The 13,285-nt window shown below is 66.8% G+C and carries 15 protein-coding genes and 1 tRNA gene; 4 read left to right on the forward strand and 12 right to left on the reverse strand.

Annotation, left to right across the window (positions count from 1 at the left end; genetic code table 11):
- Positions 1 to 22: 22 nt before the first annotated feature.
- The 11 genes from RIdsm_RS02940 to RIdsm_RS02990 form a co-directional block, all read right to left on the reverse strand.
- Positions 23 to 955, reverse strand: coding sequence for a 2-hydroxyacid dehydrogenase (locus RIdsm_RS02940; RefSeq protein ID WP_057820929.1), 933 nt, complete (start codon positions 953 to 955; stop codon positions 23 to 25).
- 3 nt (positions 956 to 958) lie between these two features.
- A complete protein-coding gene (gene rodA, locus RIdsm_RS02945) occupies positions 959 to 2,098 on the reverse strand; it encodes a rod shape-determining protein RodA (RefSeq protein WP_057820931.1) in 1,140 nt (379 codons plus the stop codon).
- The gene (gene mrdA / locus RIdsm_RS02950) at positions 2,095 to 4,038 is read right to left on the reverse strand and encodes a penicillin-binding protein 2 (protein WP_057820933.1); all 1,944 of its coding nucleotides are present in this window, start codon (positions 4,036 to 4,038) and stop codon (positions 2,095 to 2,097) included. The genes rodA and mrdA overlap by 4 nt, the downstream gene beginning before the upstream one ends.
- The gene (locus RIdsm_RS02955; protein WP_057820935.1) at positions 4,038 to 4,574 is read right to left on the reverse strand and encodes a hypothetical protein; all 537 of its coding nucleotides are present in this window, start codon (positions 4,572 to 4,574) and stop codon (positions 4,038 to 4,040) included. Before RIdsm_RS02955 ends, mrdA begins: the two co-directional genes overlap by 1 nt.
- Positions 4,567 to 5,499 (reverse strand): rod shape-determining protein MreC, encoded by a 933-nt coding sequence (gene mreC, locus RIdsm_RS02960; RefSeq protein WP_057820937.1) that lies wholly within the window; start codon positions 5,497 to 5,499, stop codon positions 4,567 to 4,569. Before mreC ends, RIdsm_RS02955 begins: the two co-directional genes overlap by 8 nt.
- Before the next feature lie 146 nt (positions 5,500 to 5,645).
- Positions 5,646 to 6,692, reverse strand: coding sequence for a rod shape-determining protein (locus tag RIdsm_RS02965; RefSeq protein ID WP_057820969.1), 1,047 nt, complete (start codon positions 6,690 to 6,692; stop codon positions 5,646 to 5,648).
- A 121-nt stretch (positions 6,693 to 6,813) separates the two neighbouring features.
- Entirely contained in the window at positions 6,814 to 7,650 is an 837-nt protein-coding gene (locus tag RIdsm_RS02970) for an HvfC/BufC N-terminal domain-containing protein (protein ID WP_057820940.1), read from the reverse strand.
- Positions 7,651 to 7,653: 3 nt separating this feature from the next.
- Positions 7,654 to 8,508 (reverse strand): MNIO family bufferin maturase, encoded by an 855-nt coding sequence (gene bufB, locus RIdsm_RS02975; RefSeq protein WP_074940559.1) that lies wholly within the window; start codon positions 8,506 to 8,508, stop codon positions 7,654 to 7,656.
- Between the two features lie 94 nt (positions 8,509 to 8,602).
- Positions 8,603 to 8,866: a BufA2 family periplasmic bufferin-type metallophore gene (gene bufA2 / locus RIdsm_RS02980; RefSeq protein ID WP_057820944.1), complete on the reverse strand. Its 264-nt coding sequence runs from the start codon at positions 8,864 to 8,866 to the stop codon at positions 8,603 to 8,605.
- 108 nt (positions 8,867 to 8,974) lie between these two features.
- The gene (locus tag RIdsm_RS02985; protein WP_057820946.1) at positions 8,975 to 9,877 is read right to left on the reverse strand and encodes an ABC transporter permease; all 903 of its coding nucleotides are present in this window, start codon (positions 9,875 to 9,877) and stop codon (positions 8,975 to 8,977) included.
- A 306-nt stretch (positions 9,878 to 10,183) separates the two neighbouring features.
- A tRNA-Thr gene (locus RIdsm_RS02990) sits at positions 10,184 to 10,258 on the reverse strand.
- A gap of 201 nt (positions 10,259 to 10,459) precedes the next feature.
- Here RIdsm_RS02990 and RIdsm_RS30010 point away from each other — a divergent pair.
- Genes RIdsm_RS30010 through RIdsm_RS03005 form a run of 4 tightly spaced genes read left to right on the forward strand, consistent with a single transcriptional unit; the run spans position 10,460 to position 12,832 of the window.
- Positions 10,460 to 10,621: a hypothetical protein gene (locus RIdsm_RS30010; RefSeq protein WP_177228442.1), complete on the forward strand. Its 162-nt coding sequence runs from the start codon at positions 10,460 to 10,462 to the stop codon at positions 10,619 to 10,621.
- The gene (murA, locus tag RIdsm_RS02995; protein WP_057820948.1) at positions 10,621 to 11,889 is read left to right on the forward strand and encodes a UDP-N-acetylglucosamine 1-carboxyvinyltransferase; all 1,269 of its coding nucleotides are present in this window, start codon (positions 10,621 to 10,623) and stop codon (positions 11,887 to 11,889) included. Before RIdsm_RS30010 ends, murA begins: the two co-directional genes overlap by 1 nt.
- The gene (locus RIdsm_RS03000) at positions 11,886 to 12,356 is read left to right on the forward strand and encodes a DUF2948 family protein (protein ID WP_057820950.1); all 471 of its coding nucleotides are present in this window, start codon (positions 11,886 to 11,888) and stop codon (positions 12,354 to 12,356) included. Before murA ends, RIdsm_RS03000 begins: the two co-directional genes overlap by 4 nt.
- Positions 12,357 to 12,361: 5 nt before the next feature.
- A complete protein-coding gene (locus RIdsm_RS03005; protein WP_057820952.1) occupies positions 12,362 to 12,832 on the forward strand; it encodes a GNAT family N-acetyltransferase in 471 nt (156 codons plus the stop codon).
- Positions 12,833 to 12,841: 9 nt separating this feature from the next.
- On the opposite strand, the gene RIdsm_RS03010 is transcribed toward RIdsm_RS03005, so the two are convergent.
- Entirely contained in the window at positions 12,842 to 13,237 is a 396-nt protein-coding gene (locus RIdsm_RS03010) for a c-type cytochrome (protein WP_057820954.1), read from the reverse strand.
- Between the last annotated feature and the right edge of the window lie 48 nt (positions 13,238 to 13,285).

Below are 13,285 nucleotides of genomic sequence, written 5' to 3' on the forward strand. Positions count from 1 at the left end.
CGCCTCTCTGGGGGCTGGCCCCTCAATACCCCTGGTCGCGGTCGGCGAGATACAGGAATGGTTCGCCCGCCTCGCCTCGGCGGATGTTCTCGGCGATGACGCGGGCCGAGGTGGTGGGGCGGGTTTCGGCGGCGATGTGGGGCGTGACGGTGACCCGGTCGTGGTGCCAGTAGGGGTGATCCTCGGGGAGGGGTTCGACGCGGAAGACATCGAGCGTGGCGTGCTTGATCTTGCCGAGGTCGAGGGCGGCGAGGAGCGCGTCGTCGTCGATGAGCGGCCCGCGGCCCGGGTTGATGATGACGGCGTCGTCGGGCAGGAGCGCCAGCGTTTCGGGGTTGATGATGTTCGTGGTGGCCGGCGTGTCGGGCAGCAGGAGGACGAGGATTTCCGCCCGTTTCAGCGCCTCGATCAGCCCGTCGTCGCCCGAGAGGCAGGTGATGCCCTCGATGTCTTTCTGGGTGCGGCTCCAGCCGGTGATGGGGAAGCCGAGGGGGAGGAGCGTTTCGGCGCAGGCCTGGCCCAGCTCGCCCAGCCCGAGGATCGTCACGCCGCGTTCGGAGGCGAGCGGGGGCATGTGCGGGGTCCAGTCGCCCGGCGCGCGGTTCACGTCGAGATCGGTGTCGAGGTGGTGGCGCAGGACGTGGCCCGTCACCCATTCGCGCATCCCTTCGGAAAGCCCGTCATCGACCATGCGGGTCAGGGGCTGGGTGATGGTGTCGTTGCCGACGACCTTTTCGACCCCGGCCCAGAGGCTCATCACCGCCTTGCAGTTCGTGTAGGGGGTGAAATCCTGCACCGGGCCCTTGGGGGAATAGACCACGTAATCGACCGTTTCGGGCGCATGGTCGGTGGAAAGGTCGACGTCGAGCCCCTGCGCCTTGAACGCGTCGTTGAGCGGGCCTTCGAAGATCGTCCACCGCTTTGGGGTGTCCGAGAACTGTACGTTGAGGGTCATGGATTACCTTGGTCTGTGGATGTGAGCGCTTTGCACGAGGCCGAAGCCCAGCATCAGGATCAGCATGGCCGAGCCGCCGTAGCTGACCAGCGGGAGGGGCACGCCGACGACGGGGGCGAGGCCCATGACCATCGACATGTTGACCGCGAAGAACAGGAAGAAGGTCACCGCCACGCCGAGCGTCAGCAGCGAGGCGAAGCGGTCGCGGTTGGTCATGGCCGAGGAGATGCAGAACACGATGATGAGCGCGTAGAGCGCCAGCAGCGACACCGCGCCGACGAAGCCGAATTCCTCGGCCAGGGTGGTGAAGATGAAGTCGGTGTGCTTCTCGGGCAGGAAGTTCAGCCGAGACTGGGTGCCCTGCATGAAGCCGCGCCCTGTCCAGCCGCCGGAGCCGAGGGCGATTTTCGACTGGGTGATGTGGTAGCCCGCGCCGAGCGGGTCCGAGGCCGGGTCGAGGAAGGTGTCGATGCGGCGGTACTGGTAGTCGGCCAGCATCTGCCAGTCGGTGCCGCGGCTTTTGAAGACCGCTGTCACAAGCCCGCCGATGGCCCCGATCACGACCGCGAAATAGGCCCAGTGGACGCCCGCGATGAACATCAGCGCGCCGCCGCCCATGATCAGCAGGATCGAGGTGCCGAGGTCGGGCTGGCGCAGCACGAGGGCGACGGGCACGAGGATCAGGATCACCGGGAAGATCACCCAGAGCGGCCGCGACAGCCGCGACATGGGCAGCCAGTCGTAATAGGCCGCGAGCACCATGATGAGGGTGATCTTCATCAGTTCCGAGGGTTGCAGGCGCATGACGCCGAGGTCGATCCAGCGCTGGGCGCCCTTGCCTTCGGTGCCCACCAGCTCCACCGCCACCAGCAGGATGACCGAGACGAGATAGGCGAGCACGGACATGTTGCGCCAGAACCAGATCGGCACCATGCCGATCATGAACATCGCCACGAAGCCCAGCGCATAGCGCTTCATCTGAGGTTCGGCCCACGGGTTGAACGAGCCGCCGGCGACCGAGTAGAGCATCAGGAAGCCGATACCCGCAACGGCGGTGAGCAGGATGGCCAGGCCCCAGTTGAAGTAGAGCACCTTGCGGATGCCCGCGGGCGTGGTCTTGACCGTGTACTCGAGATAACTCATGCGCGGTCGCTCTCGTCACCGGTCGGGCCGGGGCTGTACTGGCGCAGCTGTTCCTGCTGGGTCTTGATGCGGCCGCGGTCCTTCGAAGGGTAAGCCGCGAGGGGCGGGTCTTCGCCATAGAGCGCCTGCAGGGTGATGTCGCGGGCGATGGGCGCCGCCGCGGTCGAGCCGCCGCCGCCATGTTCCACCACCACCGCGACCGCAACCTTGGGGTTGTCCATCGGGGCGAAGTCGACGAAGAGCGCGTGGTCGCGCTGGCGCCAGGGCAGGTCTTCGTTGCGGCGCACGCCGGTGGCGCGTTCGCCCGACGAGATGTTGCGCACCTGGCTGGTGCCGGTCTTGCCGGCCATGCGGAAGGCATCCTCGATGATGCGGCTGGAATAGGCCGTGCCGCGCCGGTCGTTCGAGACGGCGAACATGGCCTTGCGCACCTCGCGCAGGTGGTTCTCGTTGATCCCCAGCGTGTCGCCGACGCCCGAGGGCTGTTCGACCCCGTCGATCGACTTGATGACGCGGGGTTTCACCTCGCGGCCGGTGGCGATGCGGGCCGACATGATGGCCAGCTGCAAGGGCGAGGCCAGCACGAAGCCCTGGCCGATGGCGGCGTTGACGCTGTCGCCGATGACCCATTCGGCGCTGCGGTTGATGAGCTTCCATTCCTTGGTGGGGGCAAGCCCCGAGGCGACGGAGGTCAGCGGCAGTTCGTGTTCGATGCCGATGCCGAGCTTGCGGGCCATTTCCGAGATCTTCTCGATGCCGACGCGCAGGGCCATGTCGTAATAGAACACGTCGCAGCTTTCGCGGAGCGAACGGTGCAGGTCGACATTACCGTGGCCCGCGCGTTTCCAGCAGTGGAAGCGGCGGTTGCTGACTTCGAGATGGCCGGGGCAATAGACGGTTTCGGTGAGGTCCAGCTCGCCCGCTTCCAGCGCGGCGAGCGCCACGACCATCTTGAAGGTCGAGCCCGGAGGGTAGATGCCCTGCACCGCCTTGTTGGGCAGGGGACGGTATTCGTTTTCGAGAAGCGCGTTGTAATTGGCGACCGAGATGCCCCGCACGAAGAGGTTGGGGTCGAAGCTGGGCGCCGAGGCGCTGGCCAGAAGGTCGCCGCTTTCGCAATCGACCACCACCGCCGCCGCGCTTTCGCCGGCAAGGCGGGCGTGGCAGTAGGTTTGCAGGTTGTTGTCGATCGAGATCTGGATGTCCTTGCCGGAGGTGCCCTCCTGCCGTTCCAGTTCGCGCATCACGCGGCCGGCGGCGTTGACCTCGACCCGCTTGGTGCCAGCCTCGCCGCGCAGGAGTTCCTCCTGCCGGGCCTCGAGGCCGATCTTGCCGATCTGGAAGCGCGGGATGAGCAGCAGCGCGTCGGGCGCGTCGATGCGTTCGAGATCGCGGTCGCTGACCGGCCCCACGTAGCCCACGAGGTGGGCATAGGCCTCGCCTTGCGGGTAGCGGCGAGACAGGCCCACGTCGGGCGTGACGCCGGGCAGGGCGGGCGTGTTCACCGCGATGCGGCTGATATCTTCCCAGCTGACGCGGTCGGCGAGGGTGACGGGCGTGTCGCCGCGCAGGCGTTCGAGGTCGCGGCGGGCGCGGTCGAGCTCCTCGGGGTCGAGGGTGACCAGCTTGGAAAGCCGGGCGATCACCTCTTCGACGTCGCCCGCCTCCTCGCGCACCATGGTGATGCGGTAGCTGGGCACGTTCTCGGCGACGGTGGTGCCGTTGCGGTCGAAGATGCGGCCGCGCGTCGGCGGAATCAGGCGGATGTTGATGCGGTTCTCGTCGGCGAGCAGGCGGAACTGGTCGGCCTGTTCGACCTGCAGGTAGCGCATGCGCAGCGCCAGCGTGCCGACGATGGCGGACATGCCGCCGCCGATGATCAGCCCGCGGCGGGTGATCTTGCGGTAGCTTTCGGCGGTATCGCGTGTCGGGCGTCTCATCAGCCGGGCCTCATCGCGTCGAGCTCGCCCGGGGCGACCTTGCGCACGCCGAGCAGGGATTGCGAGACCAGCACCACCACCGGGTAGGCGATGAGGGTCATGACCATTTCCATCAGGCTCAGCCCGAGGGGGGCCTGGTCGACCATCAGCAGCCCGAGGATCAGCCGGTAGCCGATGGTCATCGCCACCAATGTGGTGGCGACGCTGACCCATTCAACGGGGAAGGTGAGGTCGCGCAGGTCGGGGGCGCGGGCGCGGAGGGTCTGGCTGCCGATCAGCACCAGCGCCGCCCAGAGGCCGGGCGGGCGGTGGAACAGCAGGTCGCAGAGCAGGAAGACGAGGGCCACCAGCAGCGGCGGCACGAATTCCGGGCGGCGCAGGCCCCAGGCGAGGGTGAAGGCGAGGATGAAGTCGGGCCCCGCCCAGCCGCGCGGCAGGGTGTCGAGCGGCAGCAGGCGCAGGAACACGAACAGCGTGCAGATGCCGACGAAGAGGGCGCGCATGGCCCAGAGATATGTCTGGCTGCGCTCAGCCATCGGCGGGCTCTCCGACGACGCTGTCCTCGGCGGTGTTTTCCGGCTCGATCGGGTTGGGGATCGGCCCGAACGGCGTGACGAGGCCGCCCGGGTCGGAAATCCGCTCGTCGCGCCAGTTGCGCAGGACGCGGAGGAATTCGAGGCGTTCGTAATCGGCCGAGAGGCGCACGCGCAGGCGGCCGCCGGGGTCTTTCGTGAGTTGACCCACGTGCAGGTCGGCGGGGAAGACGCCGCCATCTCCCGAGGTGATCACCCGGTCGCCGGGGCGCACCCGGTCGGGGGCTTCGAGGAAGCTGACGATGGGCGAAGGCGTGTTGTCGCCCGAGACCAGCGCCTGTTGGCCCGAGGGTTCGATGGTGACGGGGATGCGGCTGGAAGTGTCGGTGAGCAGGATGACGCGCGCGGTGTTGTTGCCCACGCCCGAGATGCGGCCGACGAGGCCGAGACCATCCATCGCCGCCCAGCCGTCGACGATGCCGTCGCGGGCGCCGACGTTGATCAGCACCGATTGCCGGAAGGGCGAGCCGCTGTCGGCCAGCACCACGCCGGTGACGAAGGTCAGGCGCGGGTCGAGCTGCACGTTGTTGAGGTCGAGCAGGCGGGCGTTTTCCTGTTCGAGCTGAAGCGCCGCTTCCTTCCACGCCTTCATCTGTTGCAGTTCGCGGCGGAGTTCCTGGTTCTGCTGGTAGATGCGCTGGTAGCTCTGGAAATCGTGGACGATGTTGACCGCGCCCGTGACCGGCGCCATCGCCCAGTCGAAGCTGGGTACGACCCGGTCGATCACCTGGGCGCGGAAGCGTTCGATGCGGGGGCTGTCGATGCGCCAGACCAGGAACAGGCCGAACAGGCACAGGAGCAGCACGCCCACCAGCAGACGGCGAAGCTGGCCGGAGTAGTCGCCTTCCTGGTTTCTGTCCTTTGCCAACGGCTGCCCCTTCGTCAGACAGGTGGATGGCGTGGAGTGGCCGGAATGTCAGCCGGGTATCGGCCCGGATCCCGATCCGCCTTCAACATCAATACGTTCCGGGCGGTCCGCGCCAGTGTTTCCGTGCGAGGATAGCGCAAATCGCCTTAGCTGTCGTAGTCTATCGCGTGTCGCAGCTGTTTTTCAAACTCCAACGCCTTGCCGGTGCCGAGAGCGACGCAATTCAGGCTGTCATCGGCTATCGAAACGGCAAGACCGGTCTGTTCGCGCAGCGCGAGGTCGAGATCGCCCAGAAGGGCGCCGCCGCCGGTCAGCATGACGCCCCGATCGACGATGTCCGCCGCAAGGTCGGGCGGGGTGGTTTCGAGCGCGGTCATCACCGCCTCGCAGATGGCCTGCACCGGTTCGGCCAGCGCCTCGGCGACCTGGGCCTGGGTGATCTCGGTTTCCTTGGGCACGCCGTTCAGAAGGTCGCGGCCGCGGATCTGCATCGAGGTGCCGCGCCCGTCATCGGGCATGCGGGCGGTGCCGATCGAGGTCTTGATGCGCTCGGCCGTCGACTCGCCCACCAGCAGGTTCAGCTGGCGGCGCAGGTAGTTGATAATGGCTTCGTCCATCCGGTCGCCGCCGACGCGGATCGAGCGGGCATAGACGATGTCGCCCAGCGACAGGACGGCCACCTCGGTGGTGCCGCCGCCGATATCGACGACCATGTTGCCGGTCGGGTCGGTGATGGGCATGCCGGCGCCGATGGCCGCCGCGATGGGTTCGGCCACGAGGCCCGCGCGGCGCGCGCCGGCCGACAGCACCGATTGGCGAATCGCGCGTTTTTCCACCGGGGTGGCGCCGTGGGGCACGCAGACGATGATTTTCGGTTTCGAGAAGGTCGAGCGTTTGTGCACCTTGCGGATGAAGTGCTTGATCATCGCCTCGGCGGTGTCGAAATCGGCGATCACGCCTTCGCGCATCGGGCGGATCGCCTCGATGCTGCCGGGGGTGCGGCCCAGCATGAGCTTGGCGTCTTCGCCGACGGCGAGCACTTTCTTGACGCCGTCTTTCACGTGGTAGGCCACCACCGAAGGTTCGGACAGGATGACGCCGCGACCCTTGACGTAGACCAGCGTGTTCGCAGTCCCGAGGTCGATCGCCATGTCCGACGAGAATAGCCCGGGGATATTACTGAAGATTGACATCTGCGCCTGCTGATCCATCGCCCAATTGATACTTTGGCCGCCGAGTCGGAGCCCGGAAGCCGAGTGAGTTATAGAGTGCGTGCCGGATGGGTGAAAGGGGCAGTTTCAAACGGCGTAAGCGTTATCCTGCCGGGGCGGTGGGGGCCGGGGTGGATTTGCCGCTTTCCTGTGCGGGCGTTTCCGGCCCCATGGCCGAGAGCATGCCGTTTTCCAGCCAGCGGCGGAGGGTGCCGCCCATGCGGGCGGCGGTGGTGTCGGGTTCACCCATCATGGAAGCGACCTCGCAGAGATGGGCGAAGGTGCTGCCCCGGGCGGCGAGGTCGAGGAGGGTGCCTTCCTCGGGCGTCAGTTCCATGTGGTGGCTTCTCAGGTCGCGGCGCCACGCGACGATCCACCGCACGCTGTCCTGTTCTGCGGGGGGCGGCGGGGTCTGCCCGGCGCGCAGGGCGAGGAAGATGTCGTAGGCGTTGGTTTGCGTGGGGATCAGAGTGAGGCCGGGGTGAAGGGTGAAGACGGCCGTCTCAACATGATCGGCGATGGTGGCGAGGTCTTCGGGGGCGGCCACGGGGGCATCGGGCGCGTCGAAGGCATCGCGGATGGCGCGTTCCATAAGGGCGAGCTCGGGCAGAACGGGAACCTGTGCGCCGATGGGATGCCGGGCGAGATAGGCCGGGAATTCATGGCCCACCCACCGGGCATTGCGCGAGGTGGAGGGATTGTCGCGCAGGTAGCCGGTGGCAAGCTCGTGGAAGGTGGCATCGCCCACGAAGGTCCAGAGCGTGTCGTAATCCTCGCCCAGGATGTTCACGAGGCGGATTTCATAGGCGTTCTGGTAGACGGCGAGGCGGCTTTCGGCGCTGGTGCCTTGCGGCACGGAAAGGCTGTCGCGCGTGGTGGACTGGCGATGCAGCACGTCGTTCTGCAGCGCGGCCTGAAGCTCGGCGAGGGTGCGGGGCATGGGTCAGGCCACTTTCAACTGGCCGGGCGCGAGGGTTTCCGCGGCAATCTGGCGGGCGCGGGCGAGTTCGGCGAGCAGTTCCGCCAAGGGCGGGATGTTGTCGTCGCGCTCGATCATCGTCGAGATCGGGCCGAAATGGCCGATGGCGCGGCGGTAGAGCTCGAACACCTCGTCGCAGACCGGCTGGTCATGGGTGTCGATCAGGCAGTCGGCGCCTTCGCTGTGGCCCGCGAGGTGGAATTGCACGACGCGGTCTGTCGGGATGGCCTCGATGAAGGCGTTCCCATCGAACCGGTGGTTCTGGCCGGAAACGAAGACGTTGTTCACGTCGAGCAGCAGCCAGCAATCGGCACGGCGGGCCAGCTCGCCCACGAATTCCCACTCGGTCATCTCCGACTCGGCAAACTCGATGTAGGAGGAAACGTTCTCGATGGCGATGCGGCGGCCGAGATAGTCCTGCACGCGGGCGATGCGGGCGGTGATGTGGGTCAGCGCTTCCTCGGTATAGGCGACGGGCATGAGGTCATGCAGGTTGATGCCATGCACGCCTGTCCAGCAGAGGTGGTCGGAGATCCACTTGGGCTGGACATGGTCGGCGAGGGATTTCAGGCGTTCGAGATAACCCCAGTCGAGCGGAGAGGTGGAGGCGATGGACATCGACACGCCGTGCATCACCAGCGGGTAGCGGTCTTTTACGCGGTCGAGCATGTGGCGGGGGCGGCCGCCGGCCTCCATGTAGTTCTCGGAAATGATCTCGAACCAGTCGATGGGCGGGGGCGTGTCGGCCTCGAGGATCTCGGTGTAATGCTGGGGCCTGAGGCCAAGGCCGAAGCCAAGGAACGGGGGGCGGTCGACCATCATGCTCCTCCTGTGACGGTGCCGGCAGTGTAACGGCAAACCGGGCCCCTGTCCGCCTTGGCGGACGAGGCCCGGGGTTGTTTGGAGGGGGCGGTCAGCTTTCGACGGTACCGCCGGCCTCGTCGCATTCGGCCTTGGTCATCGACAGGAAGCCCTGGCCCTTGCAGCTGTTCTGCCCGGCGCAAGAGTTGCTGGCGGTGGCGCAGTCGCTGGTGCCGGCGCAGGTGTTGACGCCCATGCAGTGGATCTTGGCCTCGTCCGCGGTGGCGGCCGAGGGGGCAAGGGCGGCGGGGCCCGAGAGGGCAAGGGCGAAGGCGGCGGAGGCGATCGCAGTTCCGGATTTGGTGGCGTGTTTCATCGTTAAGCTCCTCTTCTTGTACGATGGATTGCAAAGCGACCATCGGGCGGAATGTCTGTCACGGGCAACTAAACTTATCGTTACGCGACGTCAGTTTGGGGGGAGCCGTCACCGCTGGATGTCCCAGACGGGGCCGTAACTTCGGAAGCTGGGCACAAGGGGCCGGCCGGAACGGCGCTGCAGCCAGTCGACGAGGAGGGAGACCGACGTGGCGAAGACCGTGATGAGGACGAGAATGTAGATCGGGATGAAGTCACCGAAGCTGAGCAGGGTCATGTTTCGCACGGCGGTGCCCCCGATGGACGCCAGCGGAAAGGGCACGCCCATGCCGAAGACCGACATCGCGACCTCGGTCAGGAAGGCGATGTTGAAGACGATGCCGAACATGGCCGCCAGAAGCACGCCTTCGTTGCGGAGGAGGGCCGTCACGAGACGGAGGACGGGCAGGCGGGAGCGGGAGGCGGCGAGGGCGTCGCGCTGGCTGGCCGGCATGGTTTCGGTGCTGCACAGCCGGAAGACCCGTGGCGCCAGTGCCAGGGTCAAGGCCGTGATCAGGGTCGGGCCCGACGGGGGGAAGACGGCGATGATGAAGAAGGCCCAGTAGAAGGCCGGGAACGTGGACAGGGCCTGGGCCAGGAGGAAAAGGATGGCGGCGGGCCATGTCCCGAGGGCCGTGGCGAGCGCGCTGGCGGCCACGCCGATGGAGAGCGACAGGACGGCCACGGCAAGCGCGAGCCCGACGCTGTTGCGCAGGCCGTAGATGATGCGCGTCACGAAATCCCGCCCGAAGGCGTCGGTTCCGAGAAGGTGGGTTTCGTCGGGCGGCTGGAAGGGCTGGCCCACGATCTCCGTCTGGCCGAACGGGGCGATCAGGGGCGCGAGGGCCGTCACGAGCAGGACGGCGAGCGTGATGGCCAGGGGGATGGCGACGGCGAAACGGGCCGGGGGGCGGATGCTATCGGGATTGGGGGCGGGGTGATGAAGTGGAACTTCGTGGAAAATCTGCTTCATGACACGGCTCCGTTGCAATGCGGGAACCGTAGGCGCAGGACATTGCCGGGTAAACCGTAGACGGGCGTTGGGCGACGGTGGCGAGTTGTATTCCCGGTTGTCACAGGGCGGCGGGAAGAGACGCGGCGAAGGTCGCAATCGTGTCCATGAGCGGACCTATCGACGAAGCGCCTGTGCGGACTCGAGACCGTGGGGTGCGACGACCGCCTCGTTCGCACTGCGGTCATTTCGACATTGGCTGCCCCTGTTCGGGCGCACCGCGTCGGATGAAAGCCGCAGGGCTGTCCGGCAATGTTCGGGAGGGACTGGTGCTGCTGGGGAGGATTGAACTCCCGACCTCACCCTTACCAAGGGTGCGCTCTACCACTGAGCTACAGCAGCCTCGTCGATGGCGGGCCTCTTAGACCGATCCGCGCCGCCGCGCAAGGGCTATCTGGCCGGGATTTTCACCCATTTGCCGGTTGGCGGGGAAAAACCGCGGAACCGGGATTTTGCACGGCCCCTTCCCCTGTTATATACGCCGCTTGCTGTTTCGCCGTCTTGATTTCTGGGCTACAACGCGGAACACAGTAGGACGGCACGATGACGAAGAAACACCCCGACAAGGCGCCCCCCGCCAAGAAGGACAGCCGGGAAGACCGGTTGAAGGCCGCGCTGAAGGCCAACATGGCGCGGCGCAAGGCGCAGATGCGGGGCAGAAAAAGTGCCGCCGGGGCGGATGAGGCAGACGAGGACAAGGGCTGATGGATTCGATACTTGTAAGGGGCAATGGCCAGCTGAACGGGGATATCCCGATCGCCGGGGCCAAGAATGCCTGTCTGACGCTGATGCCGGCGACGCTTCTGAGCGAGGAGCCGCTGACGCTGACCAATGCGCCGCGGCTGTCGGATATCCGCACGATGAGCCTTCTGCTGCAGAGCCTGGGCGCCGAGGTGATGGGCATGCAGGAGGGCAAGGTTCTGACCATGTCGAGCCATGACCTGAAGAGCCACGTGGCCGATTACGACATCGTGCGGAAGATGCGCGCGTCGATCCTGGTACTCGGCCCGCTTCTGGCGCGCGACGGGCATGCCGTGGTGTCGTTGCCGGGCGGCTGTGCCATCGGGGCGCGTCCGGTCGACCTGCATCTGAAGGCGCTCGAGGCGATGGGCGCGGAGCTGGAGCTGAAGGACGGCTACGTGCACGCCACCGCCAAGGGCGGGCTGGCCGGCGGCGTGGTGGAGTTTCCGCTGGTGTCGGTGGGCGCGACGGAAAACGCGCTTCTGGCCGCGACGCTGGCCAAGGGCACGACGGTTCTGAAGAACGCCGCGCGCGAGCCCGAGATCGTCGACCTGGCGCGCTGCCTGCGGAAGATGGGCGCGCAGATCGAGGGCGAGGGCACCAGCGAGATCACCATCCAGGGGGTCGACCGGCTGAACGGCGCGACGCACCCCGTCGTGCCCGACCGGATCGAGCTGGGCACCTACATGCTGGCGCCTGCCATGTGCGGCGGGGCCGTGGAATGCCTGGGCGGCCGGCTGGAGCTGGTCGAGGCGTTCAGCGAGAAGCTAGACGAGGCCGGCATCACCGTCGAGGAAACCGAGCGCGGCGTGAAGGTGTCGCGCGGCAACGGGCGGGTGAAGGCGGTCGATGTGACGACAGAGCCGTTCCCCGGCTTCCCGACCGATTTGCAGGCCCAGATGATGGCGCTGATGTGCACCGCCGAGGGGACGAGCGTTCTGGAAGAGAAGATCTTCGAGAACCGCTTCATGCATGCGCCGGAACTGATGCGGATGGGCGCGAAGATCGACGTGCAGGGCGGCACCGCAAAGGTGACGGGTGTCGAGCGGCTGAAGGGCGCGCCGGTGATGGCGACCGACCTGCGGGCGTCGGTGTCGCTGATCCTTGCCGGGCTCGCGGCCGAGGGCGAGACGCTGGTCAACCGGGTCTATCACCTTGACCGCGGCTACGAGAGCGTCGAGGAAAAGCTGGGCAACGTGGGCGCACAGATCGAAAGGGTGAAGGGCTCGTGAGCGATGATGCGAGATTCGAGGATGGGCGCGAGGCGCCGCTGAACCTTGGGGCCTTCGACCCGGAGGACCTTCAGGTTCTGTCGTCGCTGGTGCAGGACGCGGTCTTTCCCGTGACCGAGATGACCTGGCGCCCACGCGAGCGGCGCTTTGCCCTGCTGCTGAACCGCTTCCGCTGGGAGGACCAGGGCCGCGACCGGCACGGTGCCGAGCGGGTGCAGTCGGTTCTGGCCATCGATCACGTTCTGAAAGTGTCGAGCCAGGGCATCGACCGGAGCGAGAAGGACATGGTTCTGTCGCTGCTGGCGGTGGAGTTCGAGCCGGGCGAGGATGGCACCGGTTACGTCATGCTGACGCTGGCGGGCGATGGGGCGATCCGGCTGGCGGTCGAGGCGCTGGAGGTGTCGATGAAGGATGTCACCCGGCCCTACAAGGCGCCGTCGGGCAAGGCGCCCGATCACGGGGACTGACGGCGATGGAACGTGTGCGCGCCGCCCGACCCGAGGATGCGCCGCGGATCAGCGCCGTGCTGATCGCCTCGATCAGGGAGCTGTGCGCGCCCGATCACGAGGGCGATGTCGCCGCCATAGACGCCTGGATTGCCAACAAGACACCCGAACAGGTGGCCGTCTGGCTGGAAGGCGAGCATGGTGTGCGTGTCGCGGTCGAGGGGGGCGAGATTGCCGCCGTCGGTGCGGTGTCGGGCGCGGGCGAGGTTCTGTTGCTTTACGTCGCGCCCGAGTATCGCGGCCGGGGCCACAGCGCCGCCTTGCTGGAGGTGCTGGAGGCCGAGCTGTCCGAGGCGGGCCATGACGAGGCGCGCCTTGTCAGCACCAAGACGGCGCATGGCTTCTACCTGCGCCATGGCTGGCGCAATGACGGGCCCGAGGTGGCCTGTTTCCGCACCCGGGGCCAGCCTATGCGCAAACCGCTCGGGCCGGCCTGAAAGGCCCGGTTATTCCTGTAGGCTTTCGAGGTAATAGGCGATCGACAGGATGCGGCCGCGGATGATTTCCTCGGAGCCGTAATCGTCGGTGTCGAGATCGCGGGCGAGGCGCTTGCCCCAGACCGGCATCGGGTAGCCGTGGCCGCGCGTGCCCTGCCGCCCGTCGATCGTCTGGATGACCTTGAGCATCGGGAATTCGCCCTCGTTCGCCGCCGACAGGCCGGTGAGGGCCGGCACGCCGACCGTCATCAATTCGGCCAGAGGCCCGTCTCCGGCGGCGCTTTCGCCGTGACAGGTGGCGCAGGAGTTCATGTAAAGGTCCTTGCCGAGATCGTCGGCAAAGGCGGCACCGGTCAGCAGAAGGCCGCCCAGGGCGCCTGCGATCGTCGATTTCATGCCGGTCATGTCAGTCTCCGTGGCTGATTTCTGGGTTCAACGGGGTCATCCCGTTGT

The sequence above is a fragment of the Roseovarius indicus genome (genome assembly GCF_008728195.1).
GTDB lineage: Bacteria > Pseudomonadota > Alphaproteobacteria > Rhodobacterales > Rhodobacteraceae > Roseovarius > Roseovarius indicus.

What these genes read in the sequence shown, in the direction of transcription:
- RIdsm_RS02955 (WP_057820935.1), bottom strand. Translation starts at nt 4,574, where the DNA reads ATGGCTGAGCGCAGCCAGACATATCTCTGGGCCATGCGCGCCCTCTTC.
- RIdsm_RS02970 (WP_057820940.1), bottom strand. Translation starts at nt 7,650, where the DNA reads ATGCCCCGCACCCTCGCCGAGCTTCAGGCCGCGCTGCAGAACGACGTG.
- RIdsm_RS02940 (WP_057820929.1), bottom strand. Translation starts at nt 955, where the DNA reads ATGACCCTCAACGTACAGTTCTCGGACACCCCAAAGCGGTGGACGATC.
- RIdsm_RS02965 (WP_057820969.1), bottom strand. Translation starts at nt 6,692, where the DNA reads ATGTCAATCTTCAGTAATATCCCCGGGCTATTCTCGTCGGACATGGCG.
- mrdA (WP_057820933.1), bottom strand. Translation starts at nt 4,038, where the DNA reads ATGAGACGCCCGACACGCGATACCGCCGAAAGCTACCGCAAGATCACC.
- rodA (WP_057820931.1), bottom strand. Translation starts at nt 2,098, where the DNA reads ATGAGTTATCTCGAGTACACGGTCAAGACCACGCCCGCGGGCATCCGC.
- RIdsm_RS02985 (WP_057820946.1), bottom strand. Translation starts at nt 9,877, where the DNA reads ATGAAGCAGATTTTCCACGAAGTTCCACTTCATCACCCCGCCCCCAAT.
- murA (WP_057820948.1), top strand. Translation starts at nt 10,621, where the DNA reads ATGGATTCGATACTTGTAAGGGGCAATGGCCAGCTGAACGGGGATATC.
- RIdsm_RS03005 (WP_057820952.1), top strand. Translation starts at nt 12,362, where the DNA reads ATGGAACGTGTGCGCGCCGCCCGACCCGAGGATGCGCCGCGGATCAGC.
- bufA2 (WP_057820944.1), bottom strand. Translation starts at nt 8,866, where the DNA reads ATGAAACACGCCACCAAATCCGGAACTGCGATCGCCTCCGCCGCCTTC.
- bufB (WP_074940559.1), bottom strand. Translation starts at nt 8,508, where the DNA reads ATGGTCGACCGCCCCCCGTTCCTTGGCTTCGGCCTTGGCCTCAGGCCC.
- RIdsm_RS30010 (WP_177228442.1), top strand. Translation starts at nt 10,460, where the DNA reads ATGACGAAGAAACACCCCGACAAGGCGCCCCCCGCCAAGAAGGACAGC.
- RIdsm_RS03010 (WP_057820954.1), bottom strand. Translation starts at nt 13,237, where the DNA reads ATGACCGGCATGAAATCGACGATCGCAGGCGCCCTGGGCGGCCTTCTG.